This window comes from Psychrobacter sp. UBA3483 (genome assembly GCF_002377905.1).
Taxonomy (GTDB): Bacteria; Pseudomonadota; Gammaproteobacteria; order Pseudomonadales; family Moraxellaceae; genus Psychrobacter.
In genome coordinates this window covers 1-19,631 of the sequence record NZ_DFQS01000038.1, presented here as the reverse complement: position 1 = coordinate 19,631, position 19,631 = coordinate 1, and the positions used below count along the sequence as shown (strand labels likewise).

16 protein-coding genes are annotated in these 19,631 nt (G+C 44.2%); 12 read left to right on the top strand and 4 right to left on the bottom strand.

The genetic code is table 11. The annotated features are described in order from the left end of the window. Nucleotides 1-227: 227 nt before the first annotated feature. Both B2866_RS06470 and rsmI read right to left on the bottom strand, forming a co-directional pair. Entirely contained in the window at nt 228-1,247 is a 1,020-nt protein-coding gene (locus B2866_RS06470) for an adenosine kinase (protein WP_296191782.1), read from the bottom strand. 71 nt (nt 1,248-1,318) lie between these two features. Further along, nucleotides 1,319-2,272 carry a 16S rRNA (cytidine(1402)-2'-O)-methyltransferase gene (rsmI, locus tag B2866_RS06465; protein ID WP_296191779.1) on the bottom strand — a complete coding sequence of 318 codons (954 nt, stop codon included), beginning with the start codon at nt 2,270-2,272 and terminating at the stop codon, nt 1,319-1,321. 171 nt (nt 2,273-2,443) lie between these two features. On the opposite strand from rsmI, the gene B2866_RS06460 reads away from it, so the two are divergent. The 8 genes from B2866_RS06460 (at nt 2,444) to hisC (ending at nt 10,504) form a co-directional block, all read left to right on the top strand. Then, on the top strand, nt 2,444-2,893 hold the full coding sequence (locus tag B2866_RS06460; RefSeq protein ID WP_296191776.1) for a YraN family protein: 450 nt from the start codon (nt 2,444-2,446) through the stop codon (nt 2,891-2,893). 222 nt (nt 2,894-3,115) lie between these two features. Further along, a complete protein-coding gene (locus tag B2866_RS06455; RefSeq protein ID WP_296191773.1) occupies nt 3,116-3,904 on the top strand; it encodes a BON domain-containing protein in 789 nt (262 codons plus the stop codon). Nucleotides 3,905-4,178: 274 nt separating this feature from the next. Next, nucleotides 4,179-5,150, top strand: coding sequence for an alpha/beta hydrolase (locus tag B2866_RS06450; protein WP_296191770.1), 972 nt, complete (start codon nt 4,179-4,181; stop codon nt 5,148-5,150). A gap of 118 nt (nt 5,151-5,268) precedes the next feature. Then, nucleotides 5,269-5,520, top strand: a complete 252-nt coding sequence (locus tag B2866_RS06445) for a BolA family protein (RefSeq protein WP_082894293.1) — start codon at nt 5,269-5,271, stop codon at nt 5,518-5,520. 108 nt (nt 5,521-5,628) lie between these two features. Beyond that, a complete protein-coding gene (gene murA, locus B2866_RS06440; RefSeq protein WP_296191762.1) occupies nt 5,629-6,897 on the top strand; it encodes a UDP-N-acetylglucosamine 1-carboxyvinyltransferase in 1,269 nt (422 codons plus the stop codon). Between the two features lie 95 nt (nt 6,898-6,992). Beyond that, nucleotides 6,993-7,688, top strand: a complete 696-nt coding sequence (gene hisG / locus B2866_RS06435) for an ATP phosphoribosyltransferase (RefSeq protein WP_102077686.1) — start codon at nt 6,993-6,995, stop codon at nt 7,686-7,688. Nucleotides 7,689-7,979: 291 nt separating this feature from the next. After that, the gene (gene hisD / locus B2866_RS06430; protein ID WP_296191758.1) at nt 7,980-9,284 is read left to right on the top strand and encodes a histidinol dehydrogenase; all 1,305 of its coding nucleotides are present in this window, start codon (nt 7,980-7,982) and stop codon (nt 9,282-9,284) included. Nucleotides 9,285-9,370: 86 nt separating this feature from the next. Then, nucleotides 9,371-10,504 (top strand): histidinol-phosphate transaminase, encoded by a 1,134-nt coding sequence (hisC, locus tag B2866_RS06425; protein WP_296191755.1) that lies wholly within the window; start codon nt 9,371-9,373, stop codon nt 10,502-10,504. A 134-nt stretch (nt 10,505-10,638) separates the two neighbouring features. On the opposite strand, the gene B2866_RS06420 is transcribed toward hisC, so the two are convergent. Both B2866_RS06420 and B2866_RS06415 read right to left on the bottom strand, forming a co-directional pair. Next, entirely contained in the window at nt 10,639-12,354 is a 1,716-nt protein-coding gene (locus B2866_RS06420) for an anthranilate synthase component I family protein (RefSeq protein ID WP_296191752.1), read from the bottom strand. 2 nt (nt 12,355-12,356) lie between these two features. Further along, nucleotides 12,357-13,592 (bottom strand): beta-ketoacyl-ACP synthase II, encoded by a 1,236-nt coding sequence (locus tag B2866_RS06415; RefSeq protein ID WP_296191746.1) that lies wholly within the window; start codon nt 13,590-13,592, stop codon nt 12,357-12,359. A gap of 547 nt (nt 13,593-14,139) precedes the next feature. On the opposite strand from B2866_RS06415, the gene B2866_RS06410 reads away from it, so the two are divergent. The 4 genes from B2866_RS06410 to fusA all read left to right on the top strand — a co-directional run bounded on the left by B2866_RS06410 (nt 14,140) and on the right by fusA (nt 19,407). Further along, nucleotides 14,140-15,354, top strand: coding sequence for an EcsC family protein (locus B2866_RS06410; RefSeq protein WP_296191744.1), 1,215 nt, complete (start codon nt 14,140-14,142; stop codon nt 15,352-15,354). Nucleotides 15,355-15,823: 469 nt separating this feature from the next. After that, the gene (rpsL, locus tag B2866_RS06405) at nt 15,824-16,198 is read left to right on the top strand and encodes a 30S ribosomal protein S12 (RefSeq protein WP_011281154.1); all 375 of its coding nucleotides are present in this window, start codon (nt 15,824-15,826) and stop codon (nt 16,196-16,198) included. A 207-nt stretch (nt 16,199-16,405) separates the two neighbouring features. Continuing rightward, entirely contained in the window at nt 16,406-16,879 is a 474-nt protein-coding gene (gene rpsG, locus B2866_RS06400) for a 30S ribosomal protein S7 (RefSeq protein WP_068405119.1), read from the top strand. Nucleotides 16,880-17,280: 401 nt separating this feature from the next. Beyond that, nucleotides 17,281-19,407 (top strand): elongation factor G, encoded by a 2,127-nt coding sequence (fusA, locus tag B2866_RS06395; RefSeq protein WP_296191739.1) that lies wholly within the window; start codon nt 17,281-17,283, stop codon nt 19,405-19,407. The last annotated feature ends 224 nt before the right edge of the window (nt 19,408-19,631 follow it).

Sequence of the window (19,631 nt, the reverse complement as noted above, 5' to 3'; positions counted from 1 at the left end):
TAAATAAAAGCGCGAAAATATTATAAAGTGCTACTGGTACAAATTTTCCTTGCTTGCTGTGCGACTTCGTCGCTTCAGAGGCTGCGCAAAATTTATCCCAGCAGCACTGTTTTTATTAGGGGTAAACTAGAAATACCGTTTTAAAGCACTTAGAAACTTAGAAACTTAGAAACTTAGAAGCTTAGAAACTTAGATTTTAGCGCTTTAGTAATCAAATAATCCAGCCACTAAACCGTTAAAACGCGGCGCGAGATATCTTGATACTCGTGCGATGATAAACGTGGGCCAAACTGCTGAATCACTTGGGCGGCGATTTCGCTGGCAAGTCGTCCGCATTCTGGCAAGCTATAATGCTGCGATAAAGCATATAAAAACGCCCCAGAATAGTTATCGCCGGCACCATTGGTGTCAATGACATTAGTAACAACTGGCGTCGGAATCTCATAAATCTCAATATCAGACTCATCATTTGGCTTATGCGCGATGATAGCGCCATTGGGACCATCGGTAACCACCGCTGTCTGACAATGCTCAAGTAAGGCTCGCGCCGCCGATTTATGCTGTTTTTTATCGGTGAATAATTTGGCTTCTTCACTATTACAAAATATTACCGCGACTTTATTGCCAAGCATATTAAGTAAGCCTTCTTTGGCAAATTTTACCACGGCAGGATCAGCAAAGCTGACGGCGATTTTGGCACCATGGATACCGGCTTGTTGGCGTAGTTTGTTCATCGCAGGCTGAATCCCTTCGGACATCGCTAAATAACCTTCTAAATATAACCAGCCTGCTTGGGTTAATGCTTCAAAATCGACGTTATCAGCGGTGATATCGCTTGAGGTACCAAGGAAAGTTTGCATGGTACGCTCACCATCTTCGGTCACTGCTACCACACATGAGCCCGTCACACCGCCTGCATGAATCGACTGCGGGGAGGTGGCAACGCCCGCTTCGTGCAAATCTTTTAGGTAAAACTCGCCTTGTTTGTCATCGCCGACGCGGCAAGCATAAAAAGGTTTGCCGCCCAAACTTGCAAAGGCATACATTGCATTGGCCGCTGAGCCGCCGCCTGCTTGCTTTGATGGCTTAATCTCTGCCAATTTAAAATATGCCAGTAACTGCTGCTGTTCTTCGATTCCTGCTAGCGTCATATTGCCTTTGGTCAGGTCAGTTTCTTCTAGCGCTGCATCTGACAGCAGATATTCGTGGTCAACCAAGGCATTACCTATCGCCATCACATCGTACATACTGTTTCTCTCCTCAATGAATTTATCAGTGCTTAATTTATGAATGCTTCGCTTATTTTTTATAGTAAAAATTATTCTGCTTGTAGCTCAAGTAGGCGCTGATAGAGCGCATTCTTTTTGACGCCTGTGATATCGGCGGCCAAAGCGGCGGCTTTTTTAACTGATAAGTCCTCTAACAAGCGCTGTAATAATTTATCGTGGATACTGATATCGTCATCGTCCTGCGCCCCATTTACCCCGGCGACGACCACGACGATTTCACCGCGTTGCTGATTGTCATCGGCTTTGACAAATTCGACCAATTCGCCAAGTGTGCTTTTGTGCACGGTTTCAAAGGTTTTGGTCAATTCACGGCAAAACGTCACTTCGCGCTCGGCACCAAAGATAGCTGCCATATCTTCTAAACTAGCAATAATACGGTGCGGTGCTTCATAAAATATCAAAGTTTCGGTACGTGCATTCAGAGCCGTCAGTTGTTTTTGGCGCCCGTGGGTTTTGGCCGGTAAAAAGCCAATAAAGCTAAAGCGGTCTGAGGGCAATCCTGCAACCGATAATGCAGCAATAGCAGCAGAGGCACCAATAATAGGGGAGACGCGAACGCCAGCAGCATGGGCGGCTTGCACCAATTGATAACCCGGGTCACTAATCAGCGGCGTACCAGCATCACTAATCAGCGCAACCGAGTGACCTTGCTCAATCATTTCAATAATTTTTGGGGTTTGAATGGCGCTATTATGTTCATGATATGCCCAAAGTTTATGATGACCTCTTTGTTTAGCAGCGCCATCAGACTCGTTTTCGACGTCATGTTTATTATGGTAAGCCGTTCCTTCATTTTCATCCTTATTGCCTTTGGTATTAATGCCAAAATGTGACAATAGCTTGCCTGAGGTGCGCGTGTCTTCACAAGCAATGATAGCAACTTGATTTAGAATGTCGATTGCGTGCGGTGTCATGTCGCTTAAATTACCAATCGGCGTCGCAACGATATAAAGACAAGCTGGCATCGCGGTAGGGCTAGACATGAAAACCTCTGAGTATTAAAAACAAATATTAAAAATGTGTAGCGTCATAAGGGCTGATTTTAATAAAAAATCAATCAGCATAAGAACGCGAAAGTGGTTAGTTTAGCATGATGTGCTATGATAATTCTCAAATGTTCCGCTCACCAATAGCCATGATAATGACAGGCCGTGATGGTAAATGACAAACCCTTAAACCTAACCTCACCGACACAGCGTCAAGGCAGCCGTTTTGAGCAGCAGGCGTGTGAGTTTTTACAAGCGCAAGGCTTGATGTTGATTGCGCAAAATTGGCAGCAACCAAAAGTGGGTGAGCTCGACTTAATCATGATCGAAAAAGGGCAAGCATGGTCAACACTGGTATTTATTGAAGTGCGGCAGCGGCAACGTTCAGGATTTGGTGATGCAGCGCTTAGCGTGACGAAAAATAAGCAACATAAAATCATCAGAGCGGCGCGCTATTTTTTGCAACAGCATCCTGAATATAATGATTATGAGTGCCGGTTTGATGTGATTGCTTATGATACCAATACTAAAAATAACAGCAGTGATGCTAAAGGAACACCGCCAAAAAACACTCAACCAGAATGGCTGCAAGGCGCTTTTATCGCCTCAGCTTGGTAGTATGTTTCTTTAGATCGATTATGTTTGAAATTAAGTGGGTTTAAAGGTTAAGCCCGATAACTGGTTAAAAGTAAATAACCGTATTAAGCTGTCGTTACCAAAAGCCTAACCGCCTTAGGTAAATATTCAGTAAAGTAGCGGCATTAAAAATGGTTAGCTTAATCATACTCGTATCATCGCCGTCCACTATTAATCACTACATCATGTTCTAAGAGGTAAATCATGACACGGATGCATTTGCGCACTGCTATTTTTGGCTCATCACGCCGTAAGGCGATTGGCGTTATGTTATTGACTGGCATTGTCGCCACTGGCTGTACCACTAACTATTTGACCAATAGTACAGAAGGAACTTATGGCGTACCGGTGACCGAGCGCACCATTCCGCAGCGTTTGCTTGACCGCAGTATCGAGCATACCGTCAAAATTAACGTTTATGGTCTGCAAGAAAATTTGCAGCAAATCAGCCGTATGAGCATTGATAGTTTTAATAGTGAGGTGCTGCTCACCGGCGAGGTGCCAACGCAAGAGATTAAGACAGAAATTGAAAAAGTGGTTGGCTCTATGCCAGACGTCCGTCATGTCTATAATGAGCTTAATGTGAGCGCCTCAAGGGGCTATAGCTCAACCGTTCACGATGGTTATATTACCTCCAAACTACTGGCAAAAATAGCCTCTAGTAATGGCGTGAAAGCCTCGCAAATAAAGGCGGTCACCAATGATGGGGTGGTTTATATTATGGGCCGCATGACCCCGACGCAGCAAAGTCATCTGATTGACATCGCCAATAATACCGTCGGCATCACAGAGCTGGTGCTATTGACCACCGTCGTTGATGATAGAGGGGTGAAGATAGGCGAGGACGATATCATGTATGAAGATAATTTGGCCAATCCTACCAGAGGCCCAGTGCTCAATAGTCGGGCAGTACCTGAGGTTACAAGTGCGGTAGAGCCAGCCATCAATGCTACTCCGATTATCGTCGACGAGAATGGCGCGCCCGTTAATTAGCCATTATCAAGTTGCTGTTTTAACCTTCAAAGTTGACCTTCAAAATCTTTAAATGGCTGTTTTGCTGAAAAACACAAGAAGCCTAAACAGTCATAACAGGAAAAGCACGATAAATCCTCAGTCTGCCAGTAAGATATAAAACGTAAAAAGTAGAAGTGTGGCTTTAGCCAAAAACGCGCTAACTAAAATTATAAAAAATGAAAAAGCCGTGACTCTGCTATTGAGTTTTAATCAACTATGACCCAACGACAATCTTATAATAGGAATACTGGCGATGAAGGATTTAAGTAAAGCAACCGTACAGTCTGTGCCAAGAAAAAATCGCCTACCTAAACCTATCAGCGTCGGTGTGACAGCCGCATTGGCTGTCGGCGGTATTGCGCTCGCGACTCAGCAAGCACAAGCGTTATCGGCGCTGGTTATCGTAAATGGCATCACCTCAAATGGCGGCGTTGGTGTCAGCAAAAATATCTTGTATGGCGATAAGCCTTTGCAGGATTTAGATATTTATTACCCCAAACCTTTAGCAAAAGCCATTCAGTCAAAAAAAGCGACTTCTGATAACGCTATTGACGACAGCTATCCGATGGTGGTTTTTGTTCATGGCGGCTCGTGGGAAAGCGGAAACAAGGACGAATACGCCTTTGTTGGTCAGAGTTTGGCACAAGCAGGCTATGTCACGGCAGTGATTAATTATCGTAAAGCGCCTGAGCACGTTTATCCTGATTATGTAGAAGATACGGCGCAGGCCATCGCGTGGAGTTATAAGAATGCCGAAAGTTTACATGCTGATCCTAAGCGCTTGGCGGTGATAGGGCATTCTGCGGGCGCATTTAACGCGATTGCTGCCGTCGCTAATGAAGATTTTTTAGCGCCGTATGGGGTAAAACCAAACGATATTGCTGCGGTGATTGGCATCGCAGGGCCTTATAGTTATGACTTTCGTAAATTCAGTAGTAGAACTGCCTTTGGGTCAGATGCGACACCAGAGACAGTGATGCCAGATCACCAAATTAAAGGTGCGCAGCCACCGTATTTATTATTGACTGCTGAAAAAGACAAAGTCGTCCATATAAGCAATACTGTTAAAATGACACGGGCGTTAAAAGCGGCAGGCGTTAAGGTTGAAACAGGCGAAATAAAAGGTGCCAGCCATGCCACCAGTATCGGAGCGATGGCGCCACCTTTACGCTGGGTCAATGATGTGCGCGCGCAAGTGCTCAGCTATTTGGATAAAACGCTGTAATAGTTAACACTGCAATAGTTAAAGGCAGTTGTATAAGACAGTACTGTAAGATGGTCAAACTCTTGTTATAATGGCTAACTTTATATCCCCCTATTTAATCCTTAAGGCAGAATATTCTATGAGCATGAACGCTGACGATTTGATTGCATTTTTACAAACTCACTTTCCTGATGCTTTTATTCAAGCTGCCAATCAAGGTACCAAGTTTGATGTACGGGTGGTCGATGCCAGTTTTGAAGGCAAACGCGCAGTACAACGCCAGCAGTCAGTTTACGCATTGGTCAATGACAAAATTGCGAGCGGTGATATCCATGCGCTCAATATTCAAGCGTTAACGCCAGCCGAATGGGAAGTTCAATCTCAAGGCTAACACTTTTTATTTATGACTAGAATGTGTCGCGCCGGCAATGGATATTGCTAGTTTTATCATTTCTGGTTTTTCATATTTTTTTATACTTATCGCTAGGTTGTCACCTTTATGGATCAATTTTTAATCACCGGTAGCAGTCGTATCGCAGGGGAAGTCACCATCTCAGGCGCCAAAAATGCCGCTCTGCCGTTACTCGCTGCTATGATTTTGGCCGAAACCCCAACGACCTTACATAATGTGCCATCGCTACAAGATGTGCGTACCTTGATTGAATTGATCGCTGGCATGGGCATTGACATTCAAAAGCAGGGCGACACTGTCGTTTGCGATACCAAGAATATCGACAATTTTTATGCGCCGTATGATTTGGTCAAAACCATGCGCGCCTCGATTTTGGTTTTAGGCCCTTTGCTGGCGCGTTTTGGTGAAGCCGAAGTGTCTTTGCCGGGTGGCTGTGCTATCGGCTCACGTCCTGTCGACCAACATCTAAAGGCTTTTGAAGCCATGGGTGCTGAGATTAGCGTCGAGAATGGCTATGTCAAAGCGCAAGCGCCAAAAGGCGGCAAGCTTATCGGTTGTAACTTTTCATTCGACATGGTGACGGTTGGCGGTACGGAAAACGTCATTATGGCCGCGGCATTGGCAAAGGGTACCACCGTGCTTGGCAACTGTGCGCTTGAGCCAGAAGTGGTCGATTTGGCTAATATGCTGGTAGCGATGGGTGCTAAAATCAGCGGCATTGGTACGGCAACCATGACCATCGAAGGCGTTGAGCGCTTGCATGGCTGTGAATATTCGGTCGTACCCGATCGTATCGAAACGGGCTCTTATCTTGCCGGCGCTTTGATGACACGCGGTGATGTGTTGACCAAAAACACTTCGGCACTTTTATTAGCGCCTGTATTAGAAAAATTTGAAGACATGGGAGCGATTATTACCACAGGTGATGATTGGATTCGCGCGCAAATGCAAGGTCGCCCACTCCCCGTCAATATTCGTACCCAGCCACATCCAGGTTTTCCAACCGATATGCAAGCGCAGGTCATGGCGATTGCGTGCCTTGCTGACGGTACCAGCACCTTTATCGAAAATATCTTTGAAAATCGCTATATGCATGTGCCGGAACTCAACCGCTTGGGCGCATCCATTCAAGTAGACGGTCATACAGCTGTGGTTAAAGGCGTCGAGCATTTTACTGCGGCGCCAGTGATGGCAACGGATTTGCGCGCGTCAATGTCACTGGTCATGGCGGCGGCTTCTGCGGAAGGCGAGAGCTTGATTGACCGCATTTACCATATTGATCGTGGCTATGAGCACGTCGAAGAAAAACTGCGCGCGCTTGGGGTTAATATCGAGCGTATTAATACCAACGCCTAACGTGGTTCATTACTCATTGTTATTGGTATTGACACATAACAAATTAATAATGCCTGTTAAGTAAGGCAACTAACTGCACACGGACACGAGTCATTATGACTGAAGCAAGCAATAGCTTACCAAATGATGGTTTATTAAACGAAGTAAATGAAGCGTTTTCAGGTTTGACACTGGCGCTATCAAAGGGTCGTATCTTAGAAGAGACGATGCCTCTACTACGCGCTGCTGGTGTTGAATTACTAGAAGACCCTGAAGCGTCACGCAAGCTTATTTTCCCAACTTCTAATCCAAATGTACGCGTGTTGATTTTACGCGCCAGTGATGTGCCAACTTACGTAGAACACGGCGCTGCTGATTTTGGCGTGGCGGGTAAAGATGTGCTGCTTGAGCATGGCGCCAATCACGTTTATGAATTGCTCGATTTGCAGATTGCCCAGTGTAAGCTGATGACAGCGGGCGTGAAAGGTGCGCCGCTGCCAAATCGTCGTCTGCGTATCGCAACCAAATATGTCAATGTTGCCCGCGCTTACTTTGCCAGTCAAGGTCAGCAAGTTGATGTGATTAAGCTGTATGGTTCAATGGAGCTTGCGCCATTGGTTGGTTTGGGTGACTTGATCGTTGACGTCGTCGATACCGGCAATACGCTGCGTGCCAATGGACTTGAAGCGCGCGACCATATCTGTGATGTGTCGTCACGCCTTATCGTCAATCAAGTCAGCTACAAACGTAAATTTGCCCTGCTTGAGCCGATTTTAGATAGTTTTAAAAACAGTATTGCCAGTGCTTCTTAAATGAGCGTTTATTCAGTATTGATAAAACACTGTTATTAAACGCTAGTCATCATTGATAATATCAAGCATAACTATACAAAAATTTAAACCAGTTTGGCGCTCTAGGATAGATATAGCGTGCTAAACTGGTTTTGTTGTATTTGCTTGCTAGAAAATAAAAGCTCAGTATAATCTGAGTGAGATAACTAGCAATAAATGGAAATAAGCAGACAGACCAACTTTTTCTTATCTGCTCTTTTATCCAAACTATTTTTTATAGCCGACTTTTATGCTCACCTATAGGATTCAGTCATGCGCCAACTAAGTACCCAAGATGCTGATTTTGACAATCAACTGACCCAGCTTCTCGCTTTTGAAACCGTCAATGATGTTGAACTATTAAAAACCGTTGACGATATCATTGCAAAGGTACGTCATGGTGGCGACAGCGTGGTACTGGCGTTGACCCAAGAGTTTGATCAGCATCCCGCGAAGGCGATACAAGAGTTAGAGCTGTCTAAAGAAGCACTTGCTGAAGCGTTTGCTACTCTTGATGATGAGGTAAAAAATGCGTTAATGACGGCAGCGACACGCGTGCAAACATTCCATGAGCGCCAAGTGCAAGAGACTTGGCAATATGAAGATGAGCTTGGCAATCGCTTAGGTCAAAAAGTCACGCCGCTTGATCGTGTCGGTATTTATGTGCCCGGCGGTTTGGCCTCTTATCCATCTTCGGTATTGATGAATGCGATTCCTGCTAAAGTGGCTGGCGTTGCCGAGGTAATCATGGTGGTGCCAGCGCCAAAAGGCGTGCTCAATCCATTAGTGTTGGCAGCGGCGCATTTGGCACAAGTTGACCGCGTCTTTACCATTGGCGGTGCCCAAGCGGTTGCGGCCTTGGCGTACGGTACCGAGACCATACCAGCCGTCGATAAAATCACGGGTCCTGGTAACAAATATGTCGCTGCGGCAAAGCGGGCGGTATTTGGTCAAGTGGGGATTGATATGATTGCCGGTCCTTCTGAAGTATTAGTCTATGCAGAAGGCGAGGCGCAAGATCGTGCCGATTGGTTGGCGATGGATTTATTATCGCAAGCGGAGCATGACCGTATCGCCCAAGCTATCTTTGTCACGACAAATGAACGGCAGCTTGCAGAAGTAGCGGCGGAGATTGAAAAAGCATTGGCAGAATTACCAAAAGCCGATATCGCCCGTGATTCACTAAAAAACCGTGGCGCGCTGATTTTGGTCAAAGACCGCGTGGAAGGTATGGCGGTGATTAATCGCGTTGCCCCTGAGCATTTAGAGCTGTCTGTTGATAATCCTGATGCGTTGCTGAATGAGGTTCGTCACGCTGGTGCTATCTTTATGGGTCGTCATACGCCTGAAGCGATTGGTGATTACTGTGCGGGTCCCAATCACGTGTTGCCAACCTCTGGTACCGCGCGCTTTTCTTCACCGCTTGGTGTTTATGACTTCCAAAAGAAATCATCGATTATTTATTGTAGTGAAGCGGGTAGTAAGCCGCTGGCTAAGACCGCCGATATTTTAGCGCAGCGCGAGGACTTAGACGCCCATGCGCGCTCAGCCCGTTATCGTTATCAAAAAGATAGTTAATAAACCAGTTAGGTAGCACAGTTTTAATAATTTGATTTTAATGATTTACATTTAATAATTTATGTGGCTAATGAGTAGGATAACTTATGAGTGAGTTAAAGATAGACACCAGACTTTGGTCATCTAAAGCGCGAAATCTGTCACCTTACGTCCCTGGCGAGCAGCCTCAGCATGAAAATTTGTGCAAATTAAATACCAATGAAAACCCATTTCCACCGTCACCAAAAGTCGGCGAGGCCATCGCCAAAGTCTTAGCGCAGCAAGCCGATGAGCTGCGTTTATATCCTGCCCCTGAGTCTGATGACTTGCGCGCCGCCTTGGCACAGTTATATAACCTTAATATCAATCAAGTCTTTGTTGGTAATGGTTCTGATGAAGTATTGGCATTGGTATTTGCCAGCTTTTTCTTAAAAGAGCGCCCTGTTTTAGCACCTGATATTAGCTATAGCTTCTATCCTGTTTACGCTCATACCTTTGGTATTGAGTTGGTGCAAATCGCCCTAGAAGCCGATTTTAGTATCAGCCCCGATGCTTATCGTCAGCCTTGCAGCGGTATCATTATCGCCAATCCTAACGCGCCAACTGGCTTGCTGTTATCGCTTGCTGATATTCGTAAACTTGCTGGCGAGCATTCAAATTCTGTGATTGTGATTGATGAGGCTTATATTGATTTTGCCCAAAAAGAAGAGAGTAGCTTGGATACAGAAGTATCAGCGGTAAGCCTAATTAATGACTGCGATAATATCCTTGTCACGCAGACCTTTTCAAAATCACGCTCATTGGCTGGTTTACGTGTCGGTATGGCGTTTGGTAATGCGTCATTAATCGAAGCGTTGACGCGTATGAAAAATAGCTTTAATAGCTATCCGCTCGATAAGTTGGCGCAAGCGGGAGCGACTGCCAGTGTCTTAGATGTGGAGTATTTTACCCAGACCTGCCAGCAAGTCATCGACTTACGCCAAGCGCTCAGCACCCAGCTGACAGCACTCGATTATGAGGTGTTACCCTCGCACGCCAACTTTGTCTTTGCGCGTCCAAAAAATGGCGACGCTAAAGGCGTGGCAGCTGATTTACGCGAGCAAGGTATCATTGTGCGTCACTTTGATAAACCACGTATCAATGAGTACTTGCGTATCACCGTTGGTACGGCAGCCCAGAATCAACGTTTGATTGATGCCTTAAAAGCGCTACAAACAGAGGCTGAAAGCGTTGCTGAGTAATACCTTGTTTAAGATTTATACTTAAATGGTCTAAAGCCAAAACACCAAGTCATATAAATAAAAAAGGCCTGCTTAATATGGCGTGAGCAGGCTTTTTATTGTTGATTGAGTTATCTTTTAAATAAAGCGTAAGTTTATTTATCACTATTGTTTTGAGCTAAAACCCCTAACAGGTTGCCTACTTTATCAAGGCATTCTTGATATTCAGCATCGCAATCAGAGGCAATCGTGATACCACCGCCTGCCCATAAGGTGACGTATCTTTCTTGTTCTAATTCATCATTCGATAAGGTATGGGCTTGTAAAGTACGAATCAATACATTCCATTGCCCGCTACCATCAAAGTTCATATAGCCTAGTGTGCCGCAATAAGCACCGCGCGCTGCACCTTCTAACTCCGAGATGATTTCAACGGCGCGTTTTTTTGGCGTTCCTGTGATGGAACCGGCGGGCAAACTGCCAAACAATACTTTAAGCGGATGACTATCTGTCTTTAGCTCAGCGGTGATGGTGCTGACCATATGATGTACATTGCTAAAGCTTTCAATCGCAAATAATTGCGGCACTTTGACGCTGCCAATCTTGGCATATTTACCCAAATCATTACGTAATAAATCGACAATCATGACGTTTTCGGCACGGTCTTTTTCGCTATCGATAAGCTGCTGTTTATAAGCGTTGTCTTGTGCAGTATTTAACCCACGCGGCATCGTACCTTTAATGGGCTTAGTGCGTATATGGTGTTTGCCAGTAGTATCGTCTTTATTAAAGGTAAAAAACAGTTCAGGCGAGCAGCTTAACAATTCAAATTGATAATCTTGCGTATCAACGCTTATTTCGTTATCAACATGATTAACCGCTAAATATCCTGCAAACGGCGCTTGGGTATTACGATGCAGGGCAGGTAAGTAATCAATAAGCATCGGTGTAAAATTATCATGAGGGCTTTGATTAAAAGAACCTTGCCATGCTTGGGTAAGATTGATTTGATAGCAGTCACCCTGTTGCAGATAGGTTTGCGTTTTATCAAATGCTTGCTGATAATCCCGCTTGCTCCATTGTGCATTTAGTAATAAAGGTGTGGTTTTATATGATTGTTCCAGCACTGATTTTGCTAAAGCTTGGTTAGATAATTCCTTATCCATGATATCTAAATATGAGGTAAGCGCTTTAACCAGTGCGCCTTTGTGTTCGTCATTGTTATGAGTATCAGTATCAGTGACGCTGTCTTTTATAGTGAGCTGCCAGCTCGTTTGCTCAGCATTTGGTGTTAGATAAATATCATAATGTCCTAAGGCGGCACAAGGCTGCGCTGCGAGCTCCATTCGCGCGGCTAGGCTAAGCTCATAAGCGGCAATATCATAACCAATAAAGCCTATCAAGCCATGCTGATAACTTGGCTGCTCATTATGATATTCAATCGACTGAGAATCCTTATCATAAGTATCATCTGCGTCATGAGCCTGACTATAAGCAATCAAATTCTCTTGCCAGTCGCTATAACTCATATAAGTGCTAGTAATAGCCTGATTGGTTTTATTATGACTATATAAGCCATCACGGCAATTTTTTATGATTTTATAGATGTTCGGTTGCTGATTAGGCAATTTAGAATCAGAAAGATAATAAACTGACCAGCTCATTTTTGGTAATAAACCAATCACTGGTCGCCCATCGTTATTGAGCCAAACCAATTGCCAGTTTGCGTTAGGATTTTGTCCATACAGATGACGCTGTAGTTTTGGCAGTAACTCTGCGGCAGACAGATCACCAAAACGCCAGCTAGGGTAAGTAGCTGGCGATGGGGCAGATGCTGTCTGCTCAGTTTTAAGATGCGGTGCTACGAGCATAGTTAGGCGTCAAACTTTTTAATAATTAAGGTAGCATTAGTACCGCCAAAGCCAAAGCTATTGCTCATAAGCGTCTTAAGCTCAACATCACGCTTTTCAGTGACAATATCAAAGCCTTTGGCAGCAGGGTCTAATTCGGTAATATTGATACTTGGGGCAATAAAGCCTTCTTGTAGCATCAGTAAGCAATAAATCAATTCTTGCGCGCCGACTGCACCCAAGCTATGACCAGTCATGGACTTGGTTGAGCTGATAGCAGGTATTTGACTGACATCATCACCAAATACTTTGGCAATGGCTTTAAGCTCAGTCACATCCCCTAGCGGCGTACTGGTACCGTGGCTATTGATGTAGTCAACGCTCTCTAAACCTGCTTCAGCAAGGGCGAGTTGCATACAGCGGACAGCGCCTTCACCACTTGGGGCGACCATTTCAGCGCCATCGGAGCTCGCACCATAACCGACGATTTCGGCTAAGATATTGGCACCGCGCGCTTGGGCGTGCTCAAGACTTTCAACCACGACCATCGCGCCGCCTGCGGCAATCACAAAACCATCACGGTTTTTATCATACGCTCTAGAGGCAAGTGTCGGCGTGTCGTTATACTGCGTACTGACCGCGCCCATAGCATCAAACATACAAGATTGCGTCCAATGCTCCGCTTCACTACCGCCAGCAAGTATCACATCGGCTTTACCAAGCTGAATGAGCTCAGCGGCATGACCGATACAATGCGTTGATGTTGCACAAGCAGAAGATAATGAGTAGGAGATACCTTGGATTTTTAACCCCGTCGCCAGCGCCGCTGAGACCGAGCTGCCCATGGTTTTCGGTACGGCCATCGCGCCGACACCGCGTAGACCTTTTTCGCGCATCGCATCGACGGCATTGACGATGTTTTCAGTTGACGCGCCGCCCGAGCTTGCGACCACACCCACGCGCGGATTATTGTTTATGGTCTCAAGCGGCAAGCCTGACTGCTCAATGGCGTTTAAAGCGCTGACATAAGCGTAAAGACTGGCATCACTAAAAAAACGCTTCAATTTACGATCAATGCCCGAGGTATCAAGTTTTGCTTGATCAATACTACCGCTAACCTGTGATTTAAAGTCGTGCTCAGCATACGATTCATTGAACGTAATACCTGAACGGCCTTGTTTAAGAGCATCGGTGACAGTCGCCAAATCATGTCCGATACAAGAGACAATCCCTGCTCCAGTGATAACAACGCGGCGCATATTCTATTCCTTATGAGTAACGATTTTTTGATAATTACCTTTAACCATCGCTTTTAAATGCTTATTTGACAGTCATTATAGTACGCAAAAATGCCCAATAGGCTGCTTAAATGCTATTCGATAAATAAAAGTACAACTGTACTTTGAGTGATGGCCTATAATAACGTATCGACGATTTAAAATCTTGGCGTAAGTGTAAAATAACGACAAAATGGTCTTTATTTTTAAATAGACTCCTTATTGCCACCGACTGAGTTTTTTGGCCGCGCTACAGCAGCAATGGCAGTAAAGTTTTTTGTTAAAGTAGTACAAACCATTGTTAGCTAAGGCGCGTTTAATATATGCTAAGGCTGTTGGCGGTTTAAAATATGTGATACTTTTAGATACAAAATTGACGAGAGTGATAACATTGTAGGCACTGACAGTAATCGTTAGCATTGGCTAAAATGGCAATCAATTTGCAAAGTTCTTATAAAAGGCTCTTATTAAAAGTTCTTATAAATAATATTAATAACAAACATTCATTCATCATATTAAGGATATAAAGATGGCAAAGCGTAGCACTCTATATAAAGGCATCAGCAGCGTTGGCTCGTTTACTCGTAGTAATTTAGAACGCATGGGCGCAATGATTGATAGTGTCAATGCCAAAAGCGGCAAACCTCGCCAATTTAAGGCAGTCAATCTCGGCGATGAAGACTATCAGCAGGATTTATTTCGCGAGCAAACCTTAAAAGCAACGCAGCAATTATTAGGCACCCGTTTTGCTACTTATGGCAAGTATGCCAAGAAAATAGTGCCAAACAGTCTCTTTGATTCAACGGTCGACGGCGCTTTTGCCCAAGTGGCTAAGCTTGCGTCTAACTGGAGTCAAATTGATCTGCCAAATCAGCATCGTTTTGCCAATATTGCAAGCTTGGATGATGAAGAGCGTTATGCTCTAGCCACGGATATTGCCAATCAAAACCGCGCTTTGGCGACATTAGGGGGCTTAACAGGGTTGGCAGGGTTGCCAGGTTTGCTCGCTGATACCTTATGGTTGTTACTTGTCTCATTACGTACTGTTTATCAGTTAGGCGCTATTTATAATAAGCCATTAACGGGCAAGCAAGGCGTCAAGATGGCTTATGAATTATTAGCAAATGCTGATTTGAGCAAAATGCAAGAAAAACAAGCCTTACTAGCGGGTCTTGGTATCGGTAAAGGCTTGCTTGACAATGCACAAAGCAATGGTCTGCATAATGAGCTTAAAAACCTTGGTCTGAAAAATAAAAATGTTAATTTTTATGCCGAACAAGTAGATAATATTGCCAGCCAAGTTGGCATTGACTTAGATAACATCAACTTATCATGGATACGCCGTTTTCTACCGGCCACTGCGGTCATTGTTGGTATGCGTTACAATAGCCAACTGATTGATGAAGTGATTGGCGTGGCGCAAGCGACGTTTGCACCAGAAGCCAAACTTGCTAATCGCGCCATTACTGACGATAGTAGTAGCGAAGCGCAGGTGAAGAAAAATGCCAACAGTCAGGATGAAGAACAGAACCATAAGTCTGATAATACAAAAAAAGAGACTAAGGAAGCTAAAGACGATAAAACCAAAGCTAAAAATGATGAAGCCAAAGCTAAAGATGATGAAGCTAAAGCTGACAACACAAAGAGTAAAACAAAAGCCGCATCAGCGCCAGTATCAAAAACAACTGATGAAGAGTCAGTGGATGAAAATTACAAAAAAGCTCAAGCAAGTAGCAAAGACTAACGCCTTAGCTTAAAGCTTTAATCATAAAGTGTTTTGAATCATAAAGTGTTTTGGTTGATTTTTTACGTAATTTGCTCTATAAAATACGGAGGCATAAGCTGATACAAATCGGCTTATGGCTTTTTTACGGCAAGGTTTTGATGCTAAAAACTATCTTAAGGTAAACAGGCTACCTTGAAAAATAAGTAACCATCTCCATTAATAGGGAATATCGATTTTACCATCTTGCAATGAAAAAATTGCGCATCTTAAAATCTTTTGCTAACCATTTAGTCTGCTACAATATTTGTTCATGCACATCTATCGAATGTTGTAAAGGACAACCGCTCATAAGTGGTTGAAATAGCAGCAACAACTCTTTATAATACACTGTCCTAAAAATGGGTGTTCCGAAATCTGTCGTTAATGTCAGATGGTTGGCGCATTGGCCCATTTTTTTGTTTTATACCAAACGGGAGAAGGATGCCTTATGGCAACAACTAACCAATTGATTCGTAAAGGTCGCAAAACCATCAAGGAAAAGTCAAAAGTTCCTGCGTTGGAAGCGTGCCCACAACGCCGTGGTGTATGTACTCGCGTATATACTACTACCCCTAAAAAACCTAACTCAGCCATGCGTAAAGTATGTCGTGTACGTTTGACTTCAGGCTATGAAGTATCAAGCTACATCGGTGGTGAAGGTCATAACCTACAAGAGCACAGTGTTGTTCTTATCCGTGGTGGTCGTGTAAAAGATCTACCAGGTGTACGTTATCACACTGTCCGTGGTGCACTTGACTGCGCAGGCGTAAAAGACCGTAAGCAAGGTCGTTCTAAATATGGTGCGAAGAAGCCTAAAGTTTAATAGCTAACCGCTATTGACTTAAGTGTATTTGTATCACCCATTAACTGTGCATGGGGCTGGTGTTAGCCGTATTTTTAAGTTATTAATTGACGCTATAACATACCGCCATGCAGTAAGGCTGACTGACAACTCGATATAACGCCATCCAATATGTAATTGGTGCGAGATTGTGAATGTCAGACACTCCTGAAGAAAAGGATTATTATTATGCCAAGACGTCGCGTCGTTGCTGCCCGTGAGATCCTACCGGATCCTAAGTTTGGTAGCCAAACTGTTGCAAAATTCATTAACCATGTCATGAGTCATGGTAAAAAATCTACTGCTGAGCGTATTGTTTATGGTGCTCTTGAGACAGTAGGTCAAAAGCGCAACATCGAAGATCCAGTCGCTTTCTTTGAAGAAGTTTTAGAAAATGTCCGCCCAATGGTCGAAGTAAAAGCTCGCCGTGTTGGTGGTGCAACTTATCAAGTACCAATGGAAGTACGCCCCTCCCGTCGTACTGCCTTGGCTATGCGTTGGTTAGCTGAAGCTGCTGCTAAGCGTTCTGAAAAATCAATGGCTTTGCGTCTTGCAGGCGAATTGAATGATGCTGCTGATGGTAAAGGTAATGCTATGAAAAAGCGTGACGAAGTTCACCGCATGGCAGATGCCAACAAAGCATTCTCTCATTACCGCTTCTAAGCTGGTTTTATTCTCTAAATTTGGCTTAAATGCTTAGGATTAATCGTTCCGACCAGTTAATCCTAATATTGTTGATTTATTCTATTGATTGCCGCCATCATTATTAGATTGTTTAATTTTTCCTCAAAAGCTGAGGAGGTTTTAAGTAATCTAGATGGCGGACGTCTGTCAAGATGCTGTTTTGTAAGGGATGCTTTTCCATAAAGCCTGCAAAAAAATATGCACTGCTTAAAAAAAGTCTCCTGAATTTGATGCCGCTATATTCTTAATATTTGCTCTTTTTTTGTCCGTATTTGGCCCAATAAACAGTAAGTAATATAGCAAAGCCACGGCTTTGTCATAGAGTATGAGGTAGAGACACAACACATTAATATATACACGAATTTCCCTAGGAAAACACTATGGCTCGTAAAACTCCCCTAAAGCGCTATCGCAATATTGGTATCTCAGCGCACATTGATGCTGGTAAGACGACCACTACTGAGCGTGTTTTGTTCTATACCGGTGTTAGCCACAAGCTTGGCGAAACCCATGATGGTGCAGCTACCATGGACTTTATGGAGCAAGAACAAGAGCGCGGTATTACCATTGCTTCTGCGGCGACGACTTGTTTTTGGTCAGGAATGGCAAAGCAGTTCCCTGAACACCGTATCAACATCATTGACACCCCAGGTCACGTTGACTTCACGATTGAAGTTGAGCGTTCTATGCGTGTTCTTGATGGCGCTTGTATGGTTTATTGCGCGGTAGGCGGGGTTCAGCCACAGTCTGAAACCGTATGGCGTCAGGCAAACAAATATAAAGTACCACGCTTAGCATTCATTAATAAAATGGACCGTGTTGGTGCTGATTTCTACCGTGTGGTAGAACAAATCAAAACTCGCCTAGGCGGCAAGCCAGTACCATTGGTTATTCCAATTGGTAAAGAAGACGATTTTGAAGGCGTTGTGGATCTTGTGACCATGAAAGCTATCTATTGGGACGAAGAGTCTCAAGGTATGAAGTATGAAGAGCGCGAAATCCCAGTTGAGTTACAAGAAAAAGCGGAAGAGTACCGTGAGTATCTAGTAGAAAATGCTGCTGAAGCCTCAGAAGAGCTCATGAATGAGTATCTTGAAAATGGCGAATTGACGGTAGAACAGATCAACGACGCTATTCGTCAATTGACCATCGACAACGAAATTATTCCACTTCTTTGTGGTACTGCCTTTAAAAACAAAGGTGTACAAAAGATGTTGGACGCGGTTATTCAGTATCTGCCGGCGCCAATGGACGTACCTGCTATCCGCGGTATCCTTGATGACAAAGATGAAACTGAAGGCACGCGTGAAGCCTCTGATGATGCGCCGTTCGCAGCACTAGCGTTCAAAATCATGAACGACAAGTTCGTCGGTAACTTGACCTTCGTTCGTGTGTATTCAGGTGTTCTAAAACAAGGTAGTAGCGTTTATAACCCTGTTAAAATGAAGCGTGAGCGTGTTGGCCGTATCGTTCAGATGATGGCAGATGCTCAGGTAGAACTACAAGAAATCAGCACGGGTGATATTGCAGCCTTAGTTGGTATGAAAGACGTAACCACTGGTGATACGCTTTGTGACGAAAACAACGTCATCACTCTAGAGCGTATGGAATTCCCAGATCCAGTTATTTCTCTAGCCGTTGAGCCTAAGACCAAAGCTGACCAAGAAAAAATGTCTATCGCTTTGGGTCGCTTAGCAAAAGAAGATCCATCATTCCGCGTCCATACTGACGAAGAATCTGGTCAGACCATCATCAGTGGTATGGGTGAGCTACATTTAGAAATTCTTGTTGACCGTATGAAGCGTGAGTTTAACGTTGAGGCAAACATCGGTGCGCCGCAGGTTGCTTATCGTGAAACGATTCGTAACGTGGTTGAGCAAGAAGGTAAATTCGTCCGTCAGACTGGTGGTCGTGGTAAATTTGGTCACGTTTGGTTACGTCTTGAACCTATGGATCCAGCGGGCGACGTTCTATATGAATTCGCTGAAGAAGTGGTTGGTGGTACGGTACCAAAAGAATTCCACGGTGCAGTAGACAAAGGTATCCAAGAGCGTATGAAAAACGGCGTACTTGCAGGCTACCCAGTCGTTGGCGTTAAAGCAACCTTGTATGATGGTTCTTACCATGATGTTGACTCGGATGAGTTATCATTTAAAATGGCAGGTTCTATTGCATTCCGTAAAGGCTTCATGGCTGCAAACCCAACCCTACTTGAGCCAGTTATGAAAGTAGAAGTTGAAACGCCTGAAGATTACATGGGCGATATCATGGGTGATTTAAACCGTCGCCGTGGTATGGTTCAAGGTATGGAAGACTTACCTGGTGGTACTAAGCAGATTCGTGCAGAAGTTCCATTAGCAGAAATGTTTGGTTATGCGACCCAAATGCGCTCAATGTCGCAAGGCCGTGCAACCTATTCGATGGAATTCCAAAAGTACGCTGAGATTCCAAAATCAGTTGCAGAATCTATCATCTCTAAATTCAATTCTAAAGATGAAGACGAGTAAGTATTACGTATTAGTAGGACAATATTGAGTAATCTCTCTATTGTCCGCAGAGATTGCGCCAATAATTGGTTAAAAGACTTGTTATTGGTCGCGATTTTCTTATAATATCTGCACATTGTATGTGCAACCTTTTAACAATTATCTTAATGTGGTCGGTATCCCTTAACATGTGTATGTTTAGCAGTTAACTACCTGGCCCCAAATAAAGAGGAAATACCCATGGC

What these genes read in the sequence shown, in the direction of transcription:
- B2866_RS06470 (WP_296191782.1), bottom strand. Translation starts at nt 1,247, where the DNA reads ATGTACGATGTGATGGCGATAGGTAATGCCTTGGTTGACCACGAATAT.
- rsmI (WP_296191779.1), bottom strand. Translation starts at nt 2,272, where the DNA reads ATGTCTAGCCCTACCGCGATGCCAGCTTGTCTTTATATCGTTGCGACG.
- B2866_RS06460 (WP_296191776.1), top strand. Translation starts at nt 2,444, where the DNA reads ATGGTAAATGACAAACCCTTAAACCTAACCTCACCGACACAGCGTCAA.
- B2866_RS06455 (WP_296191773.1), top strand. Translation starts at nt 3,116, where the DNA reads ATGACACGGATGCATTTGCGCACTGCTATTTTTGGCTCATCACGCCGT.
- B2866_RS06450 (WP_296191770.1), top strand. Translation starts at nt 4,179, where the DNA reads ATGAAGGATTTAAGTAAAGCAACCGTACAGTCTGTGCCAAGAAAAAAT.
- B2866_RS06445 (WP_082894293.1), top strand. Translation starts at nt 5,269, where the DNA reads ATGAGCATGAACGCTGACGATTTGATTGCATTTTTACAAACTCACTTT.
- murA (WP_296191762.1), top strand. Translation starts at nt 5,629, where the DNA reads ATGGATCAATTTTTAATCACCGGTAGCAGTCGTATCGCAGGGGAAGTC.
- hisG (WP_102077686.1), top strand. Translation starts at nt 6,993, where the DNA reads ATGACTGAAGCAAGCAATAGCTTACCAAATGATGGTTTATTAAACGAA.
- hisD (WP_296191758.1), top strand. Translation starts at nt 7,980, where the DNA reads ATGCGCCAACTAAGTACCCAAGATGCTGATTTTGACAATCAACTGACC.
- hisC (WP_296191755.1), top strand. Translation starts at nt 9,371, where the DNA reads ATGAGTGAGTTAAAGATAGACACCAGACTTTGGTCATCTAAAGCGCGA.
- B2866_RS06420 (WP_296191752.1), bottom strand. Translation starts at nt 12,354, where the DNA reads ATGCTCGTAGCACCGCATCTTAAAACTGAGCAGACAGCATCTGCCCCA.
- B2866_RS06415 (WP_296191746.1), bottom strand. Translation starts at nt 13,592, where the DNA reads ATGCGCCGCGTTGTTATCACTGGAGCAGGGATTGTCTCTTGTATCGGA.
- B2866_RS06410 (WP_296191744.1), top strand. Translation starts at nt 14,140, where the DNA reads ATGGCAAAGCGTAGCACTCTATATAAAGGCATCAGCAGCGTTGGCTCG.
- rpsL (WP_011281154.1), top strand. Translation starts at nt 15,824, where the DNA reads ATGGCAACAACTAACCAATTGATTCGTAAAGGTCGCAAAACCATCAAG.
- rpsG (WP_068405119.1), top strand. Translation starts at nt 16,406, where the DNA reads ATGCCAAGACGTCGCGTCGTTGCTGCCCGTGAGATCCTACCGGATCCT.
- fusA (WP_296191739.1), top strand. Translation starts at nt 17,281, where the DNA reads ATGGCTCGTAAAACTCCCCTAAAGCGCTATCGCAATATTGGTATCTCA.